The organism is Ruegeria sp. YTSA075 (assembly GCF_059610245.1).
Map to the genome: position 1 here is coordinate 501,006 of NZ_JBXWNG010000002.1, position 24,680 is coordinate 525,685.

Genomic DNA, 24,680 nt, shown 5'->3' on the forward strand with positions numbered 1-24,680 from the left:
CATCTAAGAAGGCGCGTTTTGCCACGGGTTGGAGCAGCCAAGAATAGATAAGTGGTCAAAGCTCGGGCGCGGGCAGCCACTTGAGCCTTAGATCTTTGTGTTCCAGATATTGGTCAATCAACGCGTCTAAGGTCTGCCTTGGGACATCTTTAACTTCACCGTCAGCATTGTTCAAAAGTCTCTTCATTTCGATAACACCGTCAATGTCCGCAGTTTCAAAGTATACATGAAAAGTGTGCCGTGCGAGGTCGCGACGGCCCAATCGTTCAAGAGTATTTGCTCGAACAACAGAACTTAGCATCAATTCGAAATCTGCCGAACCAAACAACATCCATTCAAATCGGTCAATCAAACTGATCTCAGCGATTTCCTGGGATACCAAGTACTGGACGAATTTTTCGACGAACGCGAGACCTTCGCGATCACTTCCGATGTTCAGATGAATAAGCGCATAAGGCAGCCACTGATCTTCAGTATCGGCATCCAAGGTTTGAATGGCGTCTGCCGCGCGAAGAGCTGCTTCTAAGTCCTTTGTGTGAACAATGTGGAGTGCGCCCAACTGCGAATGCAGCCATGACTTATCCGCCCAGCGATCACGATTCCCTTCCAAAAACTCAAGCGCCTCCTGAAACGCTTCGCGCTTGAAGAGGATCCCAGCTAACCGCTGTCCGGCTTTGTCGTGGTCGGGATCAATTTTGAGGATCCGTTCGTACCCCTCAATTGCATCACTCTGATTGCCATTTTTTTGGTCGAACTTGGCCTTATTAAATAGGACATGCGTGCTGTCAGGAGCAATGCGCATCGCTTGCGCATAGTCACTTCGCGCCGCGTCCAAGTTCGTCATAGCCGAGTGTGCGTAAGCTCTCGCAACCAAAACCTTCGCGTCGTCAGCGCGCAAGCGAAGCACATGGTTGTCGTCTGCAATAGCCAGTTCATATTGTCCGTTGCAGTAGTACGCCCAACCGCGTTCCCTAAGATAGGTGACCAGTTGTTCGGCTGTAACGTCTTCCGATTCAATAAGTTCGGTGCACGCCTTGATGACGTTCGATAGTTTTGCCGAGTTACTTTGGCAAACTGAGGCCAAATCCGAAGCGCTGAGCGCTGATCTGGAAGGTCCACCAAACGACAAAATAAGTGTCGCTACGATGATAAGCAAAGCAGCAAGACGAACGTGCATACAATCTCCTATGTAACAGCAATACACACTTTAAAGTGGTATTCAGCTGTCACTACACAAGAGAAAACCGCCCAACTGTTCCTCAGCGATGCAGAAAGGTCACAATTACTTACCTAAACCTCAGCCCGGACTCAGGATCAAACACCATCATGCGTGCAGGGTCGACCGAGATGCCGATGCGCTCACCCGTGGTGCTTCGCTGGTCATCGCGTTCTTCAACGATCAGTTTGTCGCCATTGGGTGTCAACAGATAGGAGTAGGACACACCTCCCAATGCTTCGGTGAGGTCGACAGTGCAAGTTTCGGCGGAACGGTCGATGTGGATATGTTCAGGACGCATGCCCAGAGTCACATTGGACAGCCCAGCGGGCACTGCGGCCGAAACCGGCAACGGTCCGCTAAGTGCCGGGTGCGTAACATGGCCGTCGGCGTAGTCACATTCCAGAAAATTCATCGCGGGCGAGCCGATGAACCCGGCGACAAAACGATTGTCCGGGTCGCGGTACAAGTCCATGGGGGCGCCCACCTGTTCGATCCGTCCGTCTCGCAAGACCACGATCTTGTCGGCCATGGTCATCGCCTCGACCTGATCGTGGGTTACATAGATCATCGTAGCGCCGATTTCCTGATGTAGACGAGCGATTTCCACGCGCATCTCAACCCGCAACTCGGCGTCTAGGTTCGACAAAGGCTCGTCAAACAGAAACACCTCGGGGCCGCGCACGATCGCACGCCCAATGGCCACGCGCTGACGCTGCCCCCCGGACAGGGCCTTGGGTTTGCGTTTCAGATACTGGTCCAGCTTCAGAATATTCGAGGCTTCTTGTACTTTCCTGTCGATCTCACCCTTGGCCACGCCGTTCATGCGCAGGCCAAACCCCATATTCTCAGCCACCGTCATATGCGGGTACAGCGCGTAGGTCTGAAACACCATTGCCACGCCGCGCTTGGCCGGATCCATATGGGTCACCTCGCGTGCGCCGATATGGATTTGACCTTCAGACGTTTCTTCTAGCCCCGCAATCATCCGCAACAACGTGGACTTGCCACAGCCTGATGGCCCGACAAACACACAGAACTCTCCATCTTCGATCTGCAGATCAATCCCGTGGATGACCTGGGTCTGGCCATACCGTTTGATCGCCTGGTTCAGAGTTACACCTGTCATGTCCCTTGCATCCTGTCGTCCAGAGTGTTCGGGCGGGTCTCGGGGAACCGCCACGCCTGCGCCTCGGCCCCGATCTGTTCGGCGACGCGCCGAACCCGGGGAACCCAGGCTTCCAATTGTTCGAAATTCATTCGGTCGGTTGAGCCAGTCACAGAAATCGCGCCCAGCATACGCCCACCGGTGGTGAGGATCGGGCAGGCAATACAGATGATTCCGGGCTCATGTTCTTCGTCATCGACGGCAAAACCGCGCGCGCGAATACGGTCGAGATCAGTGCGCAGAGCCTGCTCCGAAGTCAACGTCTTGTCAGTGAAACGATGATAGCTTTGCTGCGACACGGCCTTGTTCAGCGCTTCTTCTCCCAGAAACGCCATCATCGCTTTGCCGACGCCTGTGCAATAGGCCGGTCCGACTTTGCCGGCCTGCGAATACATCTCGACCGGCTGCGCGGCGTTGCGTTTGTCGACATACAAAACTTGGCTGGAATCGAGCTGAGCCAGATGCACTGTCTCACCTGTTTCCCGGCTCAGCGCATCCAGAAATGGCCGCGCGATCGGGGCCAGAGAGCTTTGCGTCCAGGCCACATGGGCCAAACGAACCAATCGTAAACCGGGCGTATAGGTCTGCCGATCCGGGTCATAGGACAGCATGCCCTGATTGGTCAGGCTTTGCAAAAACCTATACAGCGTCGCCTTGGGAAAATCGCTGCGGTCAAGCAGTTCCGCAAACCGAACCGGGCGTTCGAACGACGCCACCTGATCCAGCACATCACATGCTTTGCCTATTGTTCCGTCACCTGCCACGGGTGCTTGATCTCCTCCGTTTGACCCTCCCCATCCTCACGAGGGTCTTGACAAGACTAGCCGAGTCGATGTGTAGTTTTCAATATATAAAACTAGGTTTCAATATTTGGAACCGAATAATGGAAGCTTAAGGGAGGAAACCATGCATTCCATGTTCAAGCGCACTGCGGCTGCTCTGGCGGCCAGTGTGGCACTTGCTGCGCCCGTTGCGGCCGAGCTCACCGGCGAGCTGCGGATTTTCCTCGATACATCGAACCCGGCGCCGCGTGCGACGATGGAAGCGATGATCGAGCGGTTTGCGGCCGAGCACCCGGGGCTCGAGATTGAAACCACCGTGATCGACCGCGAAGCCTACAAGACTCAGATCCGAAACTTCCTGACGGCGGACACGCCTGATGTGGCAACATGGTACGCGGCCAACCGCATGAAGCCTTATGTCGAAGCTGGTCTGTTCGAAGACGTCTCGGACCTTTGGGCCGAGCCTGAGATTGCGGATAACCTTGCCTCGACCAAAGGCGCGATGACCATCGACGGCAAACAATGGGGCGTGCCCTATACTTACTACCAGTGGGGTGTTTACTACCGCAAAGACATCTTTGATGAGCTGGGGCTGAGCGAACCCACCACCTGGGAAGAAGAACTGGCAAACTGTCAGAAGATCGTCGATTCCGGCCGTGCCTGCTATACCATCGGCACGAAGTTCCTTTGGACCGCTGGTGGCTGGTTCGACTACCTGAACATGCGCACCAATGGCTATGACTTCCACAACCAACTCGCCAATGGTGAGATCAGTTGGGAAGACGACCGGGTCAAGCAGACCTTCGCCAACTGGAAGCAGTTGATCGACATGGGTGCCTTCATCGACAATCACCAGACCTATAGCTGGCAAGAAGCCCTGCCCTTCATGGTCAACGGAGACGCCACCGCGTACCTGATGGGCAATTTTGCCGTAGCACCGCTGCGCGAGGCAGGTTTGACGGATGATCAACTGGACTTCTATCAGTTCGTTGCCATCAACCCCGATGTCGAACTGGCTGAGGACGCGCCGACCGACACGTTCCACATTCCGGCCAATGCCTCGAACAAGGAAGCCGCGCGCGAGTTCCTGCGCTTCGTTGTTTCGGCGGATGAACAGACCGAGATCAACAATGGCGCAAACCTGGGTCAGTTGCCGGTGAACGCGCAATCAACGGTGGATGACGACAAGTTCCTGCAGCAGGGCTTTACCATGCTGTCGTCGAACAGCCCCGGTGGCGTTGCTCAGTTCTGGGATCGTGACGCGCCTGCGGAAATGGCCAAAGCGTCGATGGAAGGCTTCCAGGAATTCATGGTCAAACCCGACAACGCTGACCGTATCCTTGCCAAGTTGGAACGGGCGCGCCAGCGCATCTACGACAACTAAACCGATCGGGCCGGGCTAAGACCCGGCCTACCCAATACGCAATCGCAAGGCGGGCTTCAGCCCGCCTTTACCCCACCAAACCCGGAATGTCGCCATGACCATCGCCGCAGACACCCCAGAACAGGAAAGCTGGTTCCACCGCAACCAACAGCGCATTGCACCGTGGTTGTTTCTGGCCCCGGGTCTGCTGTTCTTCATGGTCTATGTGATCATCCCGGTTTTCCAGTCCTTCAACCTGTCGCTTTATGAGTGGGACGGTTTGGGCGCGGCCGAATATGTCGGCTTTCGCAATTACGAGGACCTGTATTGGGAATGGGTTGATCGGGATGCGTTTTATATCTCGCTGAAGAACAACCTGATCTGGTTGCTCCTCTATCTGGCTGCGATCCCTGCGGGCCTGTTTATCGCGCTGTTCCTGAACCAGACAGTCTGGGGCATCCGACTGTACAAGTCGTTGTTTTTCTTTCCTTTCGTTATCTCACAGGTTGTCGTCGGCCTTGTTTTCACATGGTTCTACGACCCGACATTCGGCTTGTTGAACGAGTTTCTAGGCTTCTTTGGCATGGGCCCTCTCAACGTGCTGGGCGATGAGAGGTTTGTAACATACGGCATCATCTTCGCAGGTCTCTGGCCGCAAACCGCATACTGCATGATCCTCTATCTCACCGGCCTGAACGCTGTGGACCCTGAACAGATTGAGGCTGGACGGCTGGACGGCGCCAAAGGTGGGCGGATGCTGTGGCACATAATCCTGCCGCAACTGCGCCCGGCCACCTTTATCGCCTTTGTCGTCACCATCATCGGCGCGCTGCGGTCGTTCGACCTGATCTCGATCATGACCCAAGGCGGGCCGTTCGGATCGTCGCGCGTGCTGGCCTACTATATGTTCGAGGTCGCCCTGTCGGAATACGGTTTCCGCATGGGTTACGGCGCCGCCATCGCGGTGATCCTGTTCCTGATCATGCTCTGCTTCATCGCCTACTTCCTGTGGTCGATGTACCGCGAAGAAAAGGGGCACTGAGATGTTTCCCAAACCCATCGAAAAACAACCCCGCGCGGCGCAGATCACCTATCAGGCCATGCTACCATTGGCGCTGCTATTGTGGCTAGGGCCGCTGCTGGCGGTAGCCTTGTTCTCGGTCAAACCCGCTGCTGACTTTACGAATGCCAACTACTGGGGAATGCCATCCAGTTTCGAAGGCGCGTTCAACTATGGGCAGGTCTTCTTCAACTCGGACATGCCACGCTATCTGATGAACTCGTTCCTGATCACGGTGCCAACGGTGATCGGGTGTGTCGCGCTCAGCAGCATGACCGGCTTTGCGCTGGGGATCTACAAGTTCAGATCGAACCTCTGGATCTTCTTCATGTTTGTTGCAGGCAACTTCGTGCCTTTCCAGATTCTGATGGTACCTGTACGTGACCTGACGCTGGAGCTGGGTCTCTACAACACCAAAACCGGCCTTGTGCTGTTCCACATCGCCTTCCAGACCGGGTTTTGTACCCTCTTCATGCGCAACTTCATCCGCGCGCTGCCCTTCGAACTCATCGAGGCGGCGAGGGTTGAAGGCATCAGCGAATGGCGCATCTTCTGGTACGTGGTGCTGCCGCTGATGAAGCCGGCGATTGCAGCGCTCAGCGTGTTGATCTTCACCTTCATCTGGAACGATTACTTTTGGGCCGTGGTATTAACCCAAGGCGCTGAAAGTCAGCCTGTCACCGCAGGGATTACAAGTTTCAACGCGCAATTCCGCGCCGCCTATCAATTGATGAGTGCCGGTTCCATCGTAGCGGCCCTGCCGCCGGTGGCCATGTTCTTCCTGATGCAAAAACACTTCATCGCGGGTTTGACCCTCGGTGCCGTAAAATAACGTCAAACCAAAGGTTTGCCTCAATGACAAAGATCGCCTTCATTGGTGCGGGCTCCACGATCTTCATGCAGAACATCGTGGGTGATACACTACTGACCCCTGCGCTGGCCGATAGCCATTTCGCGCTGATGGATATCAATCCCGAACGTCTGGCTGAAAGCGAATCCGTGGCCCGTGCTATGATCCGCTCGGTCAGCACGGGCGCGACCGTTTCAACACATACCGATCGCCGTGCCGCGCTGGACGGGGCCGATTTTGTGATCACCGCCTTCCAGATTGGCGGGTACACGCCCTGCACGGTCGCCGATTTCGAGATCCCCAAACAATACGGCCTGCGCCAGACTATCGCTGACACACTGGGTGTTGGTGGCATCATGCGCGGATTGCGTACGGTTCCGGTCCTGTGGGATGTCGCTCGCGACATGATGCAACTCTGTCCCAACGCGACACTGCTGCAATATGTGAACCCGATGGCGATCAATACATGGGCGCTGGCCAAGCAATTCCCGATATTGAAACATGTGGGCCTTTGCCACTCGGTCCAGAACACGGTCGAGGAACTGGCCCATGACCTGGACCTGCCCAAGGATGAATTCCGCTACAAGGTCGCAGGCGTCAATCACGTCGCGTTCTTCCTAAAACTGGAACATCAGGGCCGCGACCTTTACCCTGCTCTGCGACAAGGATATGCCAGCGGGCGCTTGCCCAAAGCCCCGCTTTTGATGCCGCGCTGCCCAAACAAGGTGCGGTACGAAGTCATGGATCACCTTGGTTACTTCTGCACCGAAAGCTCCGAGCATCTTGCCGAATACGTTCCGTGGTTCATCAAGGACGGACGCGAAGATCTGATCGAGCAATTCTCGATTCCTCTGGACGAATACCCCACCCGCTGCGTCGAGCAGATTGCAAGCTGGAAAGAACAAGCCAAGACACTGACCGATGGTCGGGATATCGAAGTCTGCCGCAGCCATGAATTCGCCGCCGATCTGATGAATGCCATCGTCACTGACACGCCCTATGTGGCCTACGGCAACTTGCCCAATACCGGCCAAATCCCACAATTGCCCTTGGGTGCTGCGGTGGAAACCCCCTGTTTGGTAGACAGCAACGGCGTGCAGCCATCGGTGGTTACCGATATCCCGCCTCAATTGATCGCCCTGATGCGGACCCAGATCAACGTCCAGGAACTGACGGTGCGCGCACTGGTTGAGCAAAACCCAGAACACATCTATCACGCCGCCATGATGGACCCGCACACCGCCGCCGAACTGGACTTGCGGCAAATCCGCAGCCTTGTCACCGATCTGCTGACCGCCCATGCCGACTGGCTGCCCGATTGGTGCCGCCCGGCCCGCGCCGCTTGAAAGGCCCCGCATATGACGAAGAAACGCCGTTCACAGCATTGGTACGGAAAACTCGATAGGGATGGCTTCATCCACCGATCGTGGATGAAAAACCAAGGCTTTCCCGACCACGCGTTTGACGGGCGTCCAGTTATTGGCATCTGCAATACATGGTCGGAGCTGACCCCCTGCAACTCGGGCCTGCGCGATCTGGCCGAGGGCGTCAAACGCGGTGTGTGGGAGGCCGGAGGCTTTCCGGTCGAATTCCCGGTCATGTCGCTGGGTGAAACCCAGATGAAACCCACCGCCATGCTGTTTCGCAACCTGCTGGCCATGGATGTCGAGGAATCGATCCGTGCCTATGGCATCGACGGTGTCGTGCTGCTGGGCGGGTGTGACAAGACCACACCGGGGCAGTTGATGGGCGCGGCGTCAGTCGATCTGCCCTCAATTGTCGTCAGTTCAGGCCCGATGCTGAACGGTAAGTATCGCGGTCAGGATATCGGCTCGGGTACCGATGTTTGGAAGTTCTCCGAAGCAGTCCGGGCCGGAGAGATGACCCTGCAAGATTTCATGAACGCCGAATCCGGCATGTCGCGCAGCGCCGGGGTCTGCATGACCATGGGCACGGCCTCAACCATGGCCTCACTGGTCGAGGCGATGGGCATGTCTCTGCCCACCAATGCTGCCCTGCCCGCCGTCGATGCGCGCCGCATGGCGCTGGCGCATCTGACCGGCAAGCGAATTGTCGAGATGGTGGACGAAGACCTCAAACCATCGGACATTCTGACCAAGGAAGCATTCGAGAACGCCATTCTGGCGAACGCGGCGGTCGGCGGTTCGACCAACGCTGTGGTCCACCTTTTGGCGCTGGCGGGTCGTGTCGGTGTGGACCTGACGTTGAAGGACTTCGAAATCGGTTCAGAGATTCCTTTGCTGGTAAACTGCATGCCTTCGGGCAAATACCTGATGGAAGACTTCTGTTACGCAGGCGGCGTGCCGGTTGTTCTGAACGAACTCAAATCCTTTTTGCGACCGGCCAAGACAGTTTTGAACAAGGATATCTCGGCCCATTACGATGGGGCTGAATGCTTCAACACAGACGTTATCCGCCCCTTCAACGATCCGGTAAAACCTGCCGCAGGCTTGCGTGTCCTACGCGGCAACCTTGCGCCAAACGGGGCCATCGTGAAACCCTCGGCGGCGACAGACACGCTGCTGGAGACCGAGGCTGAGGCTTATGTGTTCGAGAACATCGAAGACCTGAAAGCCAATATCGACCGCGACGATCTACCGGTGACACCCGAGACCATTCTGGTCCTGAAAGGCTGTGGCCCCAAGGGCTATCCCGGTATGCCCGAGGTTGGCAACATGCCGATCCCGGCGAAGTTGGTGAAAGAAGGCGTGCGCGACATGATCCGCATTTCCGACGCGCGCATGTCGGGCACCGCCTATGGCACCGTCATCCTGCATGTCAGCCCCGAAGCGCAGGCGGGCGGCACCTTGGCGCTGGTCAAAACCGGTGACCGCATCCGTATCTCGGCCAGCCAGGGCGAGATGGAACTGCTAGTCGACGAAGAGGAACTGGACGCCCGCCGCGCGGTATGGCAACCGGATAATCCGCATTACACGCGCGGATATGCAAAACTCTATATCGATCACGTGCTGCAAGCCGATCAGGGTGCCGATCTTGATTTCCTTGTCGGCAAAGATACCCGCCTTGTGACCAGAGAGAGCCACTGATGACCCAACCCGCGACATTCCACGATTTGAACGGGGCCTCGGTCTATATCACCGGCGGCGGCTCGGGTGTTGGCGCCGCCCTGACCGATGGATTTCTGGCCCAAGGCGCGAATGTGGCCTTTATTGGCCGCTCGGATGCCAGCGGATTTGTCGAAGAGATGCGCGACAAACACGGGCGCGCACCGCTGTTCATGCAGGGCGACATGACCGATACCGAACTGCTGCACACCACGATGCAGAAGGCAGCCGAGACACATGGTCCCTTGGACATTCTGATCAACAACGCGGCCAATGACAAACGCCACTCGCTGGAAGAGTCCACCACCGAATTCTGGGACTGGATGATCGAGGTGAATCTGAAGGCCTACTACTTTGCGTGTCAGGAGGCGGCACGCCAGATGCAGGATAAGGGCGGCGCTATCGTCAATTTCAGTTCGATCAGCTATATCATGGGCAATGCGGGCTATCCGATCTACACAACCTCGAATGCCGGCATCACCGGCATGACACGCTCGTTGGCGCGCGAATTGGGGCCACAAAACATCCGCGTGAACGCTCTGGCCCCCGGCTGGGTCCTGACTCAAAAACAACTGGATATGTGGGCCACGCCCGAGGACCTGGCCGCCCATTTGGACCGCCAGTGCCTTAAAGAACATCTGACACCGGAGGACATGATTGCGCCAACGCTGTTTTTGGCCTCAAACGCAAGCCGCGCCATGACCGGTCAGTGTATGGCTGTCGACGGTGGCGTGGTGGTATCGGGGTGAGGATATGAAGGCGGAGTGGATTGCTGTCGACTGGGGAACCTCCCATCTACGGGCTTGGGCCATGCAGGGCGACAGGGCCGTGGATCTAGCGCAGTGTGACAAGGGCATGTCGCGCGTGGCCAAAGGTGAGTTTCAGGCTGCACTTCTGTCACTGGTCGAACCATGGTTGAGCGATGGTCCGATCGATGTCATCGCCTGCGGTATGGTCGGCGCACGCCAGGGCTGGGTTGAGGCCCCTTATGTTGCCGTACCCTCAGAACCGGTGCCCAGTGTCCCGGTGCGCGTGCCGGACACAGATCCCCGCATTCGCGCCTTTGTTGTACCCGGCCTGAAACAGACGGCACCACCAGATGTCATGCGCGGCGAAGAGACACAAATTGCCGGTTTTGTGGCTGCGCGACCCAATTGGGATGGGGTTTTGTGCCTGCCCGGCACGCACACCAAATGGGTGCAGCTTAGCGCGGGCGAAGTGGTCAGCTTTCGCACCTTCATGACCGGAGAGATGTTTGAACTGCTGGGCGGGCACTCCGTGCTGAGGCACTCGGTCGGTGAGGGGTGGGATGATGCGGCCTTTGCCGAGGTGCTGGCGGACACGCTGTCAAAGCCCGAAAACCTTGCCGGGCGTCTGTTTGGCCTGCGTGCTGCAGATCTGTTGCAGGGGCAGGACGGAGCCATTGCACGTGCACGGCTGTCTGGCCTGTTGATCGGGGCTGAGTTGGCTGCCACGCGCGCCTATTGGTTGGGCCAGCAGCTGGCCATCATTGGCGCCGATCAGATCGCCAATATCTATGCTCAAGCGCTGAAAACACAGGGCGCATTTGTCGAAACCGCCAATGCCACCGAGGTCACCTTGGCCGGATTGGCATTGGCCCGCAGCCTGACGAGGCAAACCGCATGAGCCGCCCTATCATCGCCATTCTGCGCGGATTGCAACCGTCGGAGGCCGAAGCGGTTGGTCGCGTTATCATCGACGCCGGTATCGACCGCATCGAGGTGCCGCTGAATTCGCCTGACCCGCTGGACAGTATCAGCCAATTGGCCATGTCCTTTGGGGACAAAGCAGTGATCGGGGCCGGAACGGTTCTGACTGTCGAACAGGTCGAAGATGTCGCACGCGTCGGCGGCAAACTGATAGTTTCACCAAACTACGATGCCGAAGTGATTGCGCGCAGCGTAGTATTGAACATGCAAAGCTGGCCGGGCGTCTTCACCCCCACCGAAGCTTTTGCGGCGCTGAAGGCAGGTGCCACCGGGCTGAAACTATTCCCTGGCGTGATGGCCGGGACAACGGGCCTGGCCGCATTGCGCCCTGTTTTGCCAAAGGGAACGCTGGTCTACGCCGTCGGCGGTGCGGGACCTGAGAATTTTGGTGACTGGATTGCCGCCGGTGCGGATGGGTTCGGCATTGGCTCGGCGCTCTATAAGCCGGGCATGGGTCTCTCTGAAATTGCCGACCGCGCACAGCAGATCGTCAACGCCTATGACTCGGCCATCGGATGAGTCAGATATTTGACAACCGCCCCTGTGATTTGGGGGAAGGGCCTTTATGGCACCCGGAACGGCAGCAGCTTTTCTGGTTTGATATCAACAACAAACGTCTGATGACCCGCGAGGGGGATGAACAGAACAGCTGGGATTTCGCGGAACATGTGTCGGCAGCGGGTTGGGTAGACAAAGATACCCTGTTGATCGCGTCTGAAACCGGTCTTTGGCGATTCTCATTGGAAACGAGCCAAAAGATACTTCTGATCCCGCTGGAAGCTGACAACCCGGCGACCCGTTCCAATGATGGGCGCGCTGATCCGTGGGGCGGGTTCTGGATCGGAACCATGGGCAAACAGGCCGAACCACATGCCGGATCGATCTATCGGTTCTGGCGGGGTGAGCTGCGCCCTCTGGTTCCAAACGTCACGATCTCAAACGCAATCTGCTTCGCGCCCGACCGCTCTTGTGCGTACTATGCTGATACAACGACACAGCAAGTCATGCGTTGGGGGCTAGACCTTGAAACAGGCTGGCCTGAGGGTGAGGCTTCGGTTTTTCTGGATTTCCGTGATGAGGCCCTGCACCCGGATGGTGCAGTTGTCGACGCAGCGGGCCATATCTGGATCGCACAATGGGGCGCGGCGCGGGTTGCGTGCTATGATCCTTCGGGGCAGTTTCAGCACGCGGTAACATTTGACGCCGCGCATACTTCGTGTCCCGCCTTTGGCGGCGACGATTTGAGCACGCTTTTCTGTACAACCGCCCGCGAGGGGCTGAGTACTGAGGCGCTTGGTGACCAACCCACAAACGGAATGACCTTTTTTGCCCCGAATGTCGGGCAAGGTCAGGCAGAACACAGAGTCCTTCTATGAAACCCGAACTTGGCGTTTGCTACTACCCCGAACACTGGCCCGAGGCTGTTTGGGCCGAAGATGCCGCGCATATGATTGAGGCCGGCCTGCGCTGGGTCCGGATCGGCGAGTTCGCCTGGAGCCGGATGGAGCCACAACCCGGCAATCTGCAGTTCAACTGGCTGGATCGCGCAATCGAAACGCTGGGGGCGGCGGGGCTGAAGGTGGTTTTGGGCACTCCGACGGCCACCCCACCCCGCTGGATGCTGGACAAACATCCCGACATGCTGGCTGTCGATCCGCAAGACCAACTGCGCAAGTTCGGCTCGCGCAGACATTACTGTTTCAGCCATGCGGGCTATATCAACGAATGCACCCGTATCACCCGGATCATGGGCGAACGCTACGGTCGCAATCCACATATCGCGGCTTGGCAGATCGACAATGAATATGGCTGCCATGACACAACGCTTAGCTACAGCACCCCCGCCCTTGCCGCGTTTCAGCGCTGGCTGGCGGATCAGTATGGCACGATTGAAGCGCTGAATGAGGCGTGGGGCAATGTGTTCTGGTCGATGGAGTACAACCGCTTCGACCAGATCGAACTGCCCAACCTAACCGTGACCGAACCAAACCCGGCGCATGTGCTGGCCTTCCGTCGTTTTAGCTCGGATCAGGTTGTGGCGTTCAACAAGGCTCAGGTGGATGTGCTTCGGCCGCTGACCGATGCGCCCTTGTTGCACAACTATATGGGCCGCGTGTTGGAGTTTGATCATTTCGATGTGGGGGCCGATCTGGATATCGCCACCTGGGACAGCTATCCGATCGGGTTCCTGTCGGACCGGCTGGAAGATGATCTGGACCACAAGACCAGATATCTGCAACAGGGTGATCCCGATATGCAAGCCTTTCACCATGACCTGTACCGCACAGTCGGACACGGGCGCTGGTGGGTGATGGAACAACAGCCCGGCCCGGTGAACTGGGCCCCCTTCAACCCTGCCCCCCTGCCCGGCATGGTCCGCCTCTGGTCGCTTGAGGCCGTGGCGCATGGGGCCGAGGTTGTCAGCTATTTCCGCTGGCGGCAGGCCCCCTTTGCGCAGGAACAGATGCATGCGGGCCTGTTGACTTCTAACAACGCAGATGCGCCTGCGATGGCCGAAGCGCGCCAAACAGCCAATGAATTGACAATGTTGGGCGCGGTGGAACAGCAACAAGCGCAGGTTGCCATCCTGTTCGACTATGCCTCGGACTGGGCCTGGACAACACAACCTCAGGGGGCTGGGTTTGATTACTTCCGGCTTGTGTTCTCGGCTTATCGTGCGCTGCGGCGTGCAGGGCTGTCGGTCGATATTGTGTCGGCAAAAGCCATTCCAAAGGGCTACAAACTGATCCTGGCACCGGGTCTGGCGACAGTAGAAGGTGATCTGGAACAGCGCCTGACCAATGCCTGTGAGTTGGCCATTCTTGGCCCGCGCAGCGGCGCGATTACCCATGATTTTCAGATCCCAACAACCGGACGACCCGGACTGGCCGGTCTGAATTGCGACGTCGCACTGGTCGAAACTCTTCCGCCCAACATCAACCGCCCCGTGACCGGAGGCGGCACCGCGCAGCATTGGATCGACCGGCTGACAGGCAGCGCCCCGGAAGTGCTGAGTTTCGAGGATGGAACACCCGCCATAAAGGGTGAAGGTGGTCTGTGGTATTTGGCCGGGTTCCCTGACCCAGAGCTTTGGGACCGCATCTTAGCAATGGCCGCTGAGCAGACCGGCCTGATCCTAACGCCCATGCCGGAAGGGCTGCGCCGCCGCGACACCTCAGAGCATACATTCCTGATCAACTACAACCCCAATGCGGTAGGATGGAACGGGCACGACATCGCGGGTTGCGATGTGGCGATCCTGAAACGCATACCGCCCGAACAGAGCTAAATCCATTCGGGCGGCAGCAGGTTTGCTTAGGCCCCGCGCCTAGTCGTTCTGCAGGCTGTTGGGGTCAAAGACCCCACCAAACCCACCGTTATTCGACGGCTCACTTTCGGAATCAGAGCTTTCATCACCACCCAGCGTGTTAGGGGCAAAGACATTCCCAAAACCACTGTTGTTTGACGGTTTCGGTGCGGTTTGCGTGCCGCCTTGCTCGGCCTCTTCGGCCTCGCGCTGCTTGCGACGCTCCTCGCGTTCCTGACGCAGCTTTTGGATACGCTGTTCAGCCTCCAACTGCTTTTGCGCACGCACGTCGGCGATACACTGACCCGGATCATAGGCGGTGGCGGTGCCAACCACAGTGATCGTCGCCACCGCAAACACCACAACCAGAACCGCAGCCATATTCCCCGAGAAGAAGCCGGGCAGTTTGATCTTGCCTGCCAGCTCTTCCACCGTGGCCTCTTTGCGCGCTGCTGCGACCAGTTCCTGACGTTTCAGCTTCGCTTCGTTCAGCAAGGCGAAGAACACGGTCAACGCCACGATGATAAAGGCCAGAGCCGAGATCGCGGGCGTGATACCATACCGCACCTTCTGAGCCAGTTCGATGGTCAGCGTCGGGTATTCACCAAAGGTGAATGTGGTGGTGTTGTAATTCTCGAACGAAGCGAGGAACGCCAGCACCGCCGCCGAAGCAATCGCCGGGCGCATGAAAGGCAGCAGGATCTTGCGAAACGCCTGCGCATGACTGGCGCCGAGGTCCAGTGCGGCCTCGGTCAGCGCAGTGTCATAGCGCTGCAAACGCGCCACCAGCACCAGCATGCAATAACTAGCGATAAAGGTGGATTGCCCGATCACTGTCAGGAAGATGCCATTGGACAGGAAACTATCCGCGCCCAGCCCCAGCATCCGGTTGATCCGATCCCAGAAAACCAGTGTCGAGATACCCAAGACAACACCCGGGATCAGGATCGGCGCGATGATGACCGTGTAATAGGTCGCCCGCAGCTTGGGCCAGATCTGCGTTAGCATCAACGCACCCGCCAGACCCATTGCCACCGACAGTACAACAGTCCCGGCCCCGATGATGAGCGAGTTCTTGATGCCATTCAGGATGCGTTGATCCTGAAACAGCTCTCCGAACCACTGGAAGGTCAGGCATTCCCACGGACTCATCCTTGGGAAACTGGGAGAGTTAAAGGCAGTGACCGACATGATCACCAGCGGCCCCAACAGGTACAGGAAGAAGATGACCAGATAGACCCAGATGCTTATGCGGAGGAAGGAGTTATTCATTTCCCGATATCCCCCATATTCACCTTGAACAGGCGCATCACGGCCAGCACGAACAGGATACAGGTCACCAGCAGCACGATGGCGTAGGCAGCCCCTTGCGGCCAGTCATTGTTGTCGTTGAATTGCTGATAGATCAGTTGCGTAAACCACAGGCTAGACGGCCCGCCCAAGATTTGTGGTGCGGCCAGCGCGCCCGCGCTCAGCATAAAGACCATCGTACAGCCCGAACTGATCCCCGGCTTGGCATAAGGAATGACCACTCGCCAGTGAATCCTCCACCACGGTGCACCCAGATCACGTGCAGCTTCGATCTGGTTTTTATCCAGGCTTTCTATCACGTTATACATCGGGAAGATCATCAACAGGATGTAGGCGTAGCCAAGCCCTGCATAGAGCGCGATGTCGTTGCGGATGAAGTCAAAGGGAACATCCCAAATGCCCAGCCCCATGAAAAGGGTATTCAGCACGCCGGTTTCTCCGAAGATGATGCGCAGAGCGAACGCGCGCAGGATCTCGTTGATCCAGTAGGGAATGATCAGCATGATCGCAAAGATGCGGATGTGATTGCCTTTGGTTTGACCCAAATAATAGGCAATCGGATAGCAGATGATCAGGTTAAAGATCGTCACGCAAACCGCCGCCAGCAGCGTGCGGAAAAACACCCTTAGGTCAACTGCGTTGTAATCCTGGCTGCCACCTTCTGGCCCGTAGATCAGATATTTATAGTTCTCCAGCGTATAGACGTCCTTTGGCCCACCAATCTCGGGCGGGGGCAAGTTTGGACGGAAAGAGAAGTCCAGCATAGATAGCTGGGGCAGGATGATCAGGCCGATGGTCCAAAACAGGACCAGACCCAGGATCATCAAACCCATGCCGGTGCCATTGCGGTTGAAGAATTCCCTCAGAAATTGGGGCATTTGTCTGACCCTTTACTCTGCCGCCAGTTCACCCGCCGGAACCAGAACCGCATTGCGGGTCTCGTATTCCAACGTGATCATCTGGCCAGTGTGGTCTTCGAAGGACTGCCCGAGGTTGGGTAGCGAGACTTTAATCTCTTTGCCCCCATCCCCTTCGGTGAAGATGTTGAAGACATTGCCTTCAAACTCTTCGTGTTTCACCTGCGCAGTGACAAAGTGATCTCCGGTGCTGCCATCAGGCGCGATGGCAAACGCCTCGGGCCGGACGAACATCATTGCGTCGTCACCCTCTTTCAGTTTGCCCTGATTGGCGGTAGAGATGCGCGCCACCAGATCGCCGGACCGGTTGGTCGCGATCATCGCCTCATTGCCCATGACCTGCTTGATCTTGCCGCGGAACACATTGTTTTCCCCCACAAAAGAGGCCGCAAAGGCGGTGTTGGGATCGTTGTAGATGGTTTTGCCATCCGCGATCTGGTCGATCACTCCCGCACGCATCACGGCGATATTGTCCGACATGGTCAGCGCTTCGCCTTGGTCATGAGTGATGTAGATAAAGGTAATGCCGACGCGTTGTTGAATTTCGCGCAGTTCCGTCCGCATATGCTGGCGCAACTTAAGGTCAAGCGCAGAAAGCGGTTCATCCAGCAGCAGAACATCAGGTTCCGCACAAAGCGCGCGTGCAATGGCCACCCGCTGACGCTGACCACCGGAAAGCTCGCTGGGCAGCTTGTCGCCCTGCCCCGGCAACGCGATCATATCCAGCAGCTCATCAGCGCGCTTGCGGCGTTCCGCGGCGCTCGCGCCGTTGATTTCCATCGAAAAGGTAATGTTCTCCCAAACCTTCATCAGCGGAAACAACGCAAGGTTCTGAAAGATCAGTGCGGTCGGGCGTTTATTGGGACCAATGCCCCGCATGTCATTGCCACCGATCAGAACCTTACCTTCGCTAGGGTCCAAAAACCCCGAGACCGCGCGCAGGATCGTGGTCTTGCCACAGCCCGAGGGGCCAAGGAACGAAAAGAAATCGCCCCCGTTGATGTTCACATTGGCATCACGCACGGCGACAAAATCACCGAAACGGATCCACAGGTTTTCCAGATCTACTCCGACCCCTGCACTCATGTTAGATATCTCCGACTGGCGCGCGTTGTGCTGGCACGCGGATAGGGCCTGAGGCGCCTTTGCGACGCTCAGGGTTTAGTCCCTCGCCCAATGGCGAGGGACCAGATGTTACGCGATCAGGCGCTTTTGAACTTGTTGACGAACTCGGTCCGCGTTTCCGCATACCAAGGTGCTTCGGCCGGCCACGGGTTGAGGTTGGCCAGCGAGTCACCTGGATAGGCTTCCGCAAAGTTCTTCTTGTAGGTGTCACCCGAATACTGGTCAGCACCCAGAACAGGCGAATTGTAGCCGTGGCTGTCAATCGCAACGCCCGCCGGTTTCGCCTGATAGGCAAAATCGATGAAGGCATAAACCTGTTCAACGTTCTGCGCACCGGTCGGCATCGAGATACCGTCGACCCAAGCCATCGCACCCTCGACCGGGGCTTGATAGTGCACAGGCTCACCTGCGGATTTCAACGCCAGCGGCGGGCCGTCCCAAGTTTGGCCAACGACCACACCTTCGTTCAGCAGACCGTTCTTTTGGGTGTCGGCGTCGTTCCAGATCAGTTTGATCCGATCCTTGCGCGCAACGCACCAATCGGTGATCTGACCCCAGACCTTGCGCATGGTGTCTTCGTCGCCATAAGCGGCCCAGACCGAACCAGGCTCCATCTCGCCCGCGCGCTCCATGTAGAGACCTGCACCCAGCATCATCGAATGCGCGCGACCCATGGTTTTGCCCGCGTTCGCTTCGGACCAGACATCGCCGTATGATGGCGCGTCACCTTCGGGCAACCACAGGTCAGTACGGTAAGCAATGCCTTCGGTGCCCCAGATATGCGGCAGCCAATGCGCGCCGCTGTCGCCAAAGTTCCACGCGTCGGTACCGATCTTCGCCATCGCCGGGTTCACCAGATCAACCGGCACCTTGTTCATGTCGAACGGTTGCAGCAGCTCCAGCGGTTCCCACTGAAGCGAGCGGTTGTTGGTGGGCGACACGATGTCAAAGCCCTGGCCTTTGGTGGCCTTCATCTTGTTGATGATTTCTTCGTTCGATCCGATACCGGTATAGTTCACCTTGATCCCGGTCAGCGTTTCAAATTCCTGAATAAAGCTGGGCGGCAGATAGTCCGACCACATCAGAATGTTGATTTCGCCCGACGATGCCAGCGCGCTTTTGCTGTAAAGCGGGGCCGCCAAAGCAGCAGCACCTGCGCCTTTCAGCACCGTGCGTCTGGAAAGAGTTTTCCGATCGACCATTTTGTATCTCCCATGGTTAGCCGTTGGATTTTTTTGTTTTGATTGCAGGCTAGACCTTCGCGGCAGAGCTGTCTGCTCGAAAGTGACAGTTGGCAGTTTTGATGAGTCCAGTTTGCAATCATGTCCGGCTTCTTTCGTCGACATGTTTCAAAATATGCCAGACGCGTTCACCTTAGGCCGGGTTTGTAAAAGGACCAACAACATACTTGTACCAAATAACAAATGGTGATCTGCACAGCTAACAGTTCGCATTTCGATTGGCACCTATCGCATTGGGCAAGACCAGTCGAACACCAAAAGACGAGATGAGCCCACCAAAGCAGCTTAGAGGCAGCACTATAATGTTGATATATATACGATATTATGGCGATCATTGCCTGGTCGCCAACTGGCGCTCCGCTCTGTCGTGGAAACCAGGACCCGCTCGAACAACGCCATACAGCAAACTCTTACCTCGCCAGCGGTCTGCGAAAGGCAAAGACATAATCCGAAACGTCCGGCGCCTGATCACTATCTGATCGTCGAACAAACGAACCGAATCTGGCATTATGAAATTCAGTTAAGTGGCCCCTCGGGGGAGCGCCACGGCCAGTTTAGGCGCTGTGCCGTCTCATTGACATGCCGTTATGGAATAGATGCACCTTGTGTGGCGCCGCCGTCACCGATACGGATTGACCCCGCAGATTGCGCTGTATGCCAGGCAGTTTGGCGATGAATGACTCGACCCCCTCGGATTTCTCGAAATAGAGCAATGTCACCTCACCCAGGGCTTCGGTGAAATCTACGGTTCCGGTCAGGATCGGAGTCTCCTCGGTCAGCACAAGGTCTTCGGGACGCACGCCGATATTCACCTCTCGCCCTTCGTCACTGGCCTCAGTCGGGATCGACGAAACTGCAGTTCCCCCTGACGCCAACGCAATCGTGGTTGTCGCTCCAGTGCCGGTGATCCGCCCGGGAAGCAGGTTCATCGAGGGCGATCCAATGAACTGCGCGACGAATTCATTGTCGGGTGTCTCATACAGTTCCAGCGGCGTACCAACCTGCGCAATACCCTTGTTTGCGAGAACAACGATGCGGCTGGCCAAGGTCATCGCCTCAACCTGATCATGGGTCACATAGATCATTGTGCTGTCTGGCATCGCCTCTTTCAGACGTGCGATCTCGATCCGGGTCGCCACACGAAGCGCGGCATCAAGGTTCGAAAGCGGCTCGTCAAACAGATAGACCTTTGGGTCGCGCACAATCGCACGACCAATGGCAACACGTTGGCGCTGCCCGCCCGACAAGGCCTTGGGCAGACGATCCAGGAACGGTTCAAGCTGCAAAATCTGCGCCGCACGCTCCACTGAGGCGTCAATTTCCGATGCGGGCATCTTGGCGATTTTCAGCGCGAAGGCCATATTTTCGCGCACAGTCATATGCGGATAAAGCGCGTAGCTTTGGAACACCATGGCGATACCCCGCTGCGCGGGCGGGACATCGTTCATCACCTGCCCTTCAATCTCCAGCGTGCCACCGGTGATTTTCTCCAACCCAGCGATCATCCGCAAGAGCGTTGATTTCCCGCAACCCGAGGGGCCGACAAAAACGATCAGCTCACCTTGCTCGATGTCCAGATCGATATGTTTCAGGACATCAATTGGGCCATAGGATTTGGCAACATCCGTCAGTTTGAGTTCAGACATGGTTTACCCCTTTTCCCTGACCGTCAGGCAGAACTGCGCTGCACCCAGTGTGACCCGATCTTTGCCTTCAACCGCGCCCAGATCCTGACCAATGGCGCGCCATTGGCCTTGAGGCAACGAGATCTCCGCAGCCTCTGATCCCAGGTTGAAGGCGCAAAACACCTCTTCGGTCTCATTTTCGCGCAGGAAGGTCAGAACCGTTCCGGTCTGCTCCATCTGTGCCTGTGCGCCGGTCGCCAGCGCCGGATGCGCGTGGCGCAAAGCAATGGCACGGCGATAATGGTTGAGCATCGATTGCGGATCAGCTTCTAACCGGTCAACAGCCTGTTCGGCCTGTGCAGCGCTGACCGGCAACCAAGGCTCGCCTGCGCTGAACCCGGATTGTTCATCCTGCGACACCCAGACCATCGGCGTGCGGCACCCGTCGCGCCCTTTGTATTCAGGCCAGAACTCGATGCCATACGGGTCTTGCAGCTTGTCAAACGGAACATCCGCTTCGTGCAGGCCCAGTTCCTCGCCCTGATACAGGCAGGTCGATCCGCGCAAACACATCATCAGCACCGCATATTGCCGGGCGGCAGCCTCAGTGAGGTTCCAGCGCGACGCATGGCGCGCAACATCGTGGTTCGAGAACGCCCAGCAGGGCCAGGCATCCCGCGCCTTTGCGGCCAATTCGTCAAAGACCTGTTTGGCATAGTTTGCCGTCAGCGCCCGTTTCTCAAGAAATTCGAACGCGTAGCACATGTGCATCCGCTCGTTGCCGGTGGTGTATTCGCCCATGATCTCAAGCCCACGCTGCGCATCACCGATCTCACCCAGGCAGGCACGGCCCTCGTATTCATTCGTCAAGGCGCGCAGGCGCTCCAGGAACGCGATGTTTTCCGGCTGGCTTTTGGAATACAGATGGTTTTGGTGATTATAGGGGTTCACGGCTGGTGCGATCGAAGCATTGCGTTGCTCAATCGAAAGGGCTGGGTTGTCCCGCAACTCCTTGTCGTGAAAGTAAAAGTTGATCGTATCCAGACGGAAGCCATCAACCCCCAATTCCAACCAGAATCGCGCCATGTCCAACAGCGCATCCTGCACCTCACGGCAATGGAAATTCAGATCAGGCTGCGAACTCAGGAAGTTATGCAGGTAATACTGCAGACGGCGAGAATCCCATTGCCAGGCCGAACCGCCAAAGATCGACAGCCAATTGTTCGGCGGCGTCCCATCGGGTTTGGGATCGGCCCAGACGAACCAATCAGATTTCGGATTGTCCCGGCTGGTGCGGCTTTCGCTGAACCAAGGGTGCTGATCCGACGTATGAGACAGGACCAAATCGATCATGACCTTCAGTCCCTTGGCGTGCGCCTTGTCCAGAAGCTCCTGAAAATCGGCCAAGGTGCCGAACATCGGATCCACGTCCCGATAGTCACTGACATCATAGCCAAAATCCTTCATCGGAGATTTGAAGAACGGCGATATCCAGATCGCATCCACGCCAAGCGACGCGATATAATCAAGCCGTTGCGTGATGCCTTTAAGGTCACCAATACCGTCGCCATTGCTATCCTGAAAGCTGCGCGGGTAAATCTGATAGATCACCCCACCGCGCCACCACTCGGACGACACTTTGGTTGCTTTGGAAAGTTCTGCGGTGTTCTGCACGTTCATCAGACGCCTCTATTTGACAGATCCGGCCAACAGGCCCCGGACCAGGTATTTTTGCATTGCGAAGAAGACAGCCAGCGGAACGGCAATCGATACAAAGGCCGCCGTGGCAAGAATTTCCCAGTTACCGCCGCGCGTACCCAGCAACTCGACGATGCGGTTGGTCATCACCGTCGTCTGACCTGATGAGTCTATCAGGAACACTTTGGCAACCAGCAGATCGTTCCATGTCCACAGGAACTGGAAGATCGCAAAGGATGCCAGCGCTGGAAAGCTCAGTGGCAGGATGAGTTTGGTGAAAATCTGGAACTCAGTCGCCCCATCCACCCGCGCGTTTTCGATCAGATCGCGTGGCAATCCGGCCATGTAGTTGCGCAACAGGTAGATCGCCAAAGGCATCCCAAAACCGGTATGGGCCATCCAAACCCCCAGGTACCCTTTGCCGATCCCGATATTGAGGTGTAGTTTCAGCAGCGGGATCAAAGCCAGCTGCAACGGCACCACCAACAGACCAACAACGGCAGCGATCAACAATGCCCGCCCCGGGAAATCCATCCAAGCCAGCGCGTAAGCCGCAAAGGCCGCAACTAGGATTGGGATGATCGTCGCCGGTATCGTCACCGTCAACGTATTGAAAAACGCCTTAGCCATGCTGTCGGCACTGTTCGCGTTGAACAGAACATGGGCATAATTCTCGGTCGTGAACTCGGGCGGCAAGGTGGTGGTCACAAACACTCGGGGACCGCGATTGCCAGAAAACGCCTCTGTGTTCTCCATCCGGTAGTCGCCGTTGGCCTGAACCGTTATTGTCCCTCCGCGGCGCAGCTCAGCCGTTTCGCCGGGGGCAAAGGCATCGATGGCCCGAGAGTTGACCCCCCATCTGCTGATGTCCGAGGCCTTCTCACCGTCAAAAACATTGCCTTCGATGACATACATCCCGTCGGTTGAGACCTGCGTGTCTGGCCCGGCAGCGCGTAGGGTCAGGTTCTGTTCTGACGGAAACAAAGCCCGCCACCAGCCGCTGCTGGCAATCTGATCCCCCGTTCGGAAAGACGAGATCAACAAGCCCAGCGTTGGGAACACCCAAAGCACGACAAGAAACACCACCGAGGCATGTACAACCCAGCGAAGGGCTGGCCGGGTTCCCGCAATATCGCTCATATCCCCAACCTCCTACTGCATTTCTTTGCGCGCATTGCGCACGTTCCAGACCAAAATCGGAGTGACCAGCAACATGATCACCATGGCCGAGGCCGACCCCACGCCCCAGTCATTGGCACGGAACATCTTGTCGTACATGTAATTGGCCAGAACCTGCGTCTCCCACTGACCGTTGGTCATGGCAAAGACGATGTCAAAGACCTTGAGAACGACGATTGTGATGGTGGTCCAGACAACCATGATCGTGGTTTTGATCTGCGGCACTTTGATCTTGAAGAAGATCTGGAAGGGGTTGGCCCCGTCCAGAATGGCGGCCTCGATGGTCTCTTCCGGGATACCGCGCAGGGCGGCAGACAGGATCACCATGGCAAAGCCGGTTTGAATCCAGACCAGAACGACCATCAAGAAGAAATTGTTCCAGAACGGAAGCGTCAGCCAGGTGTGCGTCTCGGTGCCACCGAAGAAGATATAAATCGCGTTCAGGACGCCGATCTGATCCTGATCGATGGGCCGCGCATCGTAGACCAGTTTCCAGATCACCGAGGCACCGACGAATGAAATTGCCATCGGCATGAAGATCAGCGATTTGGCGACGTTGCCCCAGCGGATGCGGTCGGTCAGCTGTGCAACCAGCAAACCAAATGCTGTGGACATGGCCGGAACCACAATCAGCCATAGCATATTGTTGCGCATCGCCTCCCAGAACTTGGGTTCGGCAACCATTTGCACGTAATTGTCGAATCCGGCCCATACATAGCCGCCACCCGCAACGCGGTCTGTCAGCGACAGGCGTAGGGTTTCAACAACCGGATAGGCCAGGTACACACCCAGTGCGAGCAAGGCGGGCAACAGAAACAGCCAGGGCCGGATCATGTTGGCGCGGTTGATATTGCGCCCTGCATTTGGGCCACGCGCTGGAAACAGAAATTTATCCAGAACTTGGTTGGATAGGTAGAAGTAGCCCACACATCCCGACACACCAATGGCGATCGTCAGCAGGCCTTGTATTGCCGGATGCATGCTATCCTCCCTCGCGGCGACAGGCATGGGCACCCCGGCGT

Annotated in this window: 21 protein-coding genes; 10 read left to right on the top strand and 11 right to left on the bottom strand. The window is 57.1% G+C overall.

Annotation, left to right across the window (positions count from 1 at the left end):
• Positions 1-55: 55 nt before the first annotated feature.
• From AC2FGE_RS05445 to AC2FGE_RS05455, 3 genes are all read right to left on the bottom strand, one after another.
• The gene (locus AC2FGE_RS05445) at positions 56-1,177 is read right to left on the bottom strand and encodes a tetratricopeptide repeat protein (RefSeq protein WP_496818187.1); all 1,122 of its coding nucleotides are present in this window, start codon (positions 1,175-1,177) and stop codon (positions 56-58) included.
• A 109-nt stretch (positions 1,178-1,286) separates the two neighbouring features.
• Complete coding sequence (locus AC2FGE_RS05450; RefSeq protein ID WP_496818189.1) at positions 1,287-2,345, bottom strand: ABC transporter ATP-binding protein; 1,059 nt, start codon at positions 2,343-2,345, stop codon at positions 1,287-1,289.
• Entirely contained in the window at positions 2,342-3,148 is an 807-nt protein-coding gene (locus AC2FGE_RS05455) for an IclR family transcriptional regulator (RefSeq protein WP_496818190.1), read from the bottom strand. The genes AC2FGE_RS05450 and AC2FGE_RS05455 overlap by 4 nt, the downstream gene beginning before the upstream one ends.
• A 142-nt stretch (positions 3,149-3,290) precedes the next feature.
• Here AC2FGE_RS05455 and AC2FGE_RS05460 point away from each other — a divergent pair, with 142 nt between their 5' ends.
• The 10 genes from AC2FGE_RS05460 to AC2FGE_RS05505 all read left to right on the top strand — a co-directional run bounded on the left by AC2FGE_RS05460 (position 3,291) and on the right by AC2FGE_RS05505 (position 14,544).
• Positions 3,291-4,550 (top strand): ABC transporter substrate-binding protein, encoded by a 1,260-nt coding sequence (locus tag AC2FGE_RS05460; protein WP_496818191.1) that lies wholly within the window; start codon positions 3,291-3,293, stop codon positions 4,548-4,550.
• A gap of 94 nt (positions 4,551-4,644) precedes the next feature.
• The gene (locus AC2FGE_RS05465; protein ID WP_496818192.1) at positions 4,645-5,571 is read left to right on the top strand and encodes a carbohydrate ABC transporter permease; all 927 of its coding nucleotides are present in this window, start codon (positions 4,645-4,647) and stop codon (positions 5,569-5,571) included.
• A gap of 1 nt (position 5,572) precedes the next feature.
• On the top strand, positions 5,573-6,421 hold the full coding sequence (locus AC2FGE_RS05470) for a carbohydrate ABC transporter permease (protein ID WP_496818194.1): 849 nt from the start codon (positions 5,573-5,575) through the stop codon (positions 6,419-6,421).
• A 23-nt stretch (positions 6,422-6,444) separates the two neighbouring features.
• On the top strand, positions 6,445-7,785 hold the full coding sequence (locus AC2FGE_RS05475; RefSeq protein ID WP_496818195.1) for an alpha-glucosidase/alpha-galactosidase: 1,341 nt from the start codon (positions 6,445-6,447) through the stop codon (positions 7,783-7,785).
• A 12-nt stretch (positions 7,786-7,797) separates the two neighbouring features.
• A complete protein-coding gene (locus AC2FGE_RS05480; protein ID WP_496818196.1) occupies positions 7,798-9,507 on the top strand; it encodes an IlvD/Edd family dehydratase in 1,710 nt (569 codons plus the stop codon).
• Positions 9,507-10,274 (top strand): SDR family NAD(P)-dependent oxidoreductase, encoded by a 768-nt coding sequence (locus AC2FGE_RS05485; protein WP_496818197.1) that lies wholly within the window; start codon positions 9,507-9,509, stop codon positions 10,272-10,274. The genes AC2FGE_RS05480 and AC2FGE_RS05485 overlap by 1 nt, the downstream gene beginning before the upstream one ends.
• Before the next feature lie 4 nt (positions 10,275-10,278).
• Positions 10,279-11,172, top strand: a complete 894-nt coding sequence (locus tag AC2FGE_RS05490) for a 2-dehydro-3-deoxygalactonokinase (protein WP_496818198.1) — start codon at positions 10,279-10,281, stop codon at positions 11,170-11,172.
• Complete coding sequence (locus tag AC2FGE_RS05495) at positions 11,169-11,774, top strand: 2-dehydro-3-deoxy-6-phosphogalactonate aldolase (RefSeq protein ID WP_496818199.1); 606 nt, start codon at positions 11,169-11,171, stop codon at positions 11,772-11,774. The genes AC2FGE_RS05490 and AC2FGE_RS05495 overlap by 4 nt, the downstream gene beginning before the upstream one ends.
• Positions 11,771-12,631 (top strand): SMP-30/gluconolactonase/LRE family protein, encoded by an 861-nt coding sequence (locus tag AC2FGE_RS05500; protein WP_496818200.1) that lies wholly within the window; start codon positions 11,771-11,773, stop codon positions 12,629-12,631. Before AC2FGE_RS05495 ends, AC2FGE_RS05500 begins: the two co-directional genes overlap by 4 nt.
• Complete coding sequence (locus AC2FGE_RS05505) at positions 12,628-14,544, top strand: beta-galactosidase (protein WP_496818202.1); 1,917 nt, start codon at positions 12,628-12,630, stop codon at positions 14,542-14,544. Before AC2FGE_RS05500 ends, AC2FGE_RS05505 begins: the two co-directional genes overlap by 4 nt.
• A gap of 39 nt (positions 14,545-14,583) precedes the next feature.
• Here AC2FGE_RS05505 and AC2FGE_RS05510 read toward each other — a convergent pair whose 3' ends face one another.
• From AC2FGE_RS05510 to AC2FGE_RS05545, 8 genes are all read right to left on the bottom strand, one after another.
• Positions 14,584-15,834 (bottom strand): ABC transporter permease, encoded by a 1,251-nt coding sequence (locus tag AC2FGE_RS05510; RefSeq protein ID WP_496818203.1) that lies wholly within the window; start codon positions 15,832-15,834, stop codon positions 14,584-14,586.
• A complete protein-coding gene (locus AC2FGE_RS05515) occupies positions 15,831-16,751 on the bottom strand; it encodes an ABC transporter permease (RefSeq protein ID WP_496818204.1) in 921 nt (306 codons plus the stop codon). The genes AC2FGE_RS05510 and AC2FGE_RS05515 overlap by 4 nt, the downstream gene beginning before the upstream one ends.
• Before the next feature lie 12 nt (positions 16,752-16,763).
• Positions 16,764-17,876 carry an ABC transporter ATP-binding protein gene (locus tag AC2FGE_RS05520; protein ID WP_496818205.1) on the bottom strand — a complete coding sequence of 371 codons (1,113 nt, stop codon included), beginning with the start codon at positions 17,874-17,876 and terminating at the stop codon, positions 16,764-16,766.
• A 116-nt stretch (positions 17,877-17,992) separates the two neighbouring features.
• Positions 17,993-19,117 (bottom strand): extracellular solute-binding protein, encoded by a 1,125-nt coding sequence (locus AC2FGE_RS05525; RefSeq protein WP_496818206.1) that lies wholly within the window; start codon positions 19,115-19,117, stop codon positions 17,993-17,995.
• Between the two features lie 593 nt (positions 19,118-19,710).
• Complete coding sequence (locus tag AC2FGE_RS05530; protein WP_496818207.1) at positions 19,711-20,802, bottom strand: ABC transporter ATP-binding protein; 1,092 nt, start codon at positions 20,800-20,802, stop codon at positions 19,711-19,713.
• Positions 20,803-20,805: 3 nt separating this feature from the next.
• On the bottom strand, positions 20,806-22,461 hold the full coding sequence (locus AC2FGE_RS05535; RefSeq protein ID WP_496818208.1) for an alpha-glucosidase: 1,656 nt from the start codon (positions 22,459-22,461) through the stop codon (positions 20,806-20,808).
• 9 nt (positions 22,462-22,470) lie between these two features.
• On the bottom strand, positions 22,471-23,619 hold the full coding sequence (locus tag AC2FGE_RS05540) for a carbohydrate ABC transporter permease (RefSeq protein ID WP_480548003.1): 1,149 nt from the start codon (positions 23,617-23,619) through the stop codon (positions 22,471-22,473).
• 12 nt (positions 23,620-23,631) lie between these two features.
• Positions 23,632-24,639 carry a carbohydrate ABC transporter permease gene (locus AC2FGE_RS05545; RefSeq protein WP_480499858.1) on the bottom strand — a complete coding sequence of 336 codons (1,008 nt, stop codon included), beginning with the start codon at positions 24,637-24,639 and terminating at the stop codon, positions 23,632-23,634.
• Between the last annotated feature and the right edge of the window lie 41 nt (positions 24,640-24,680).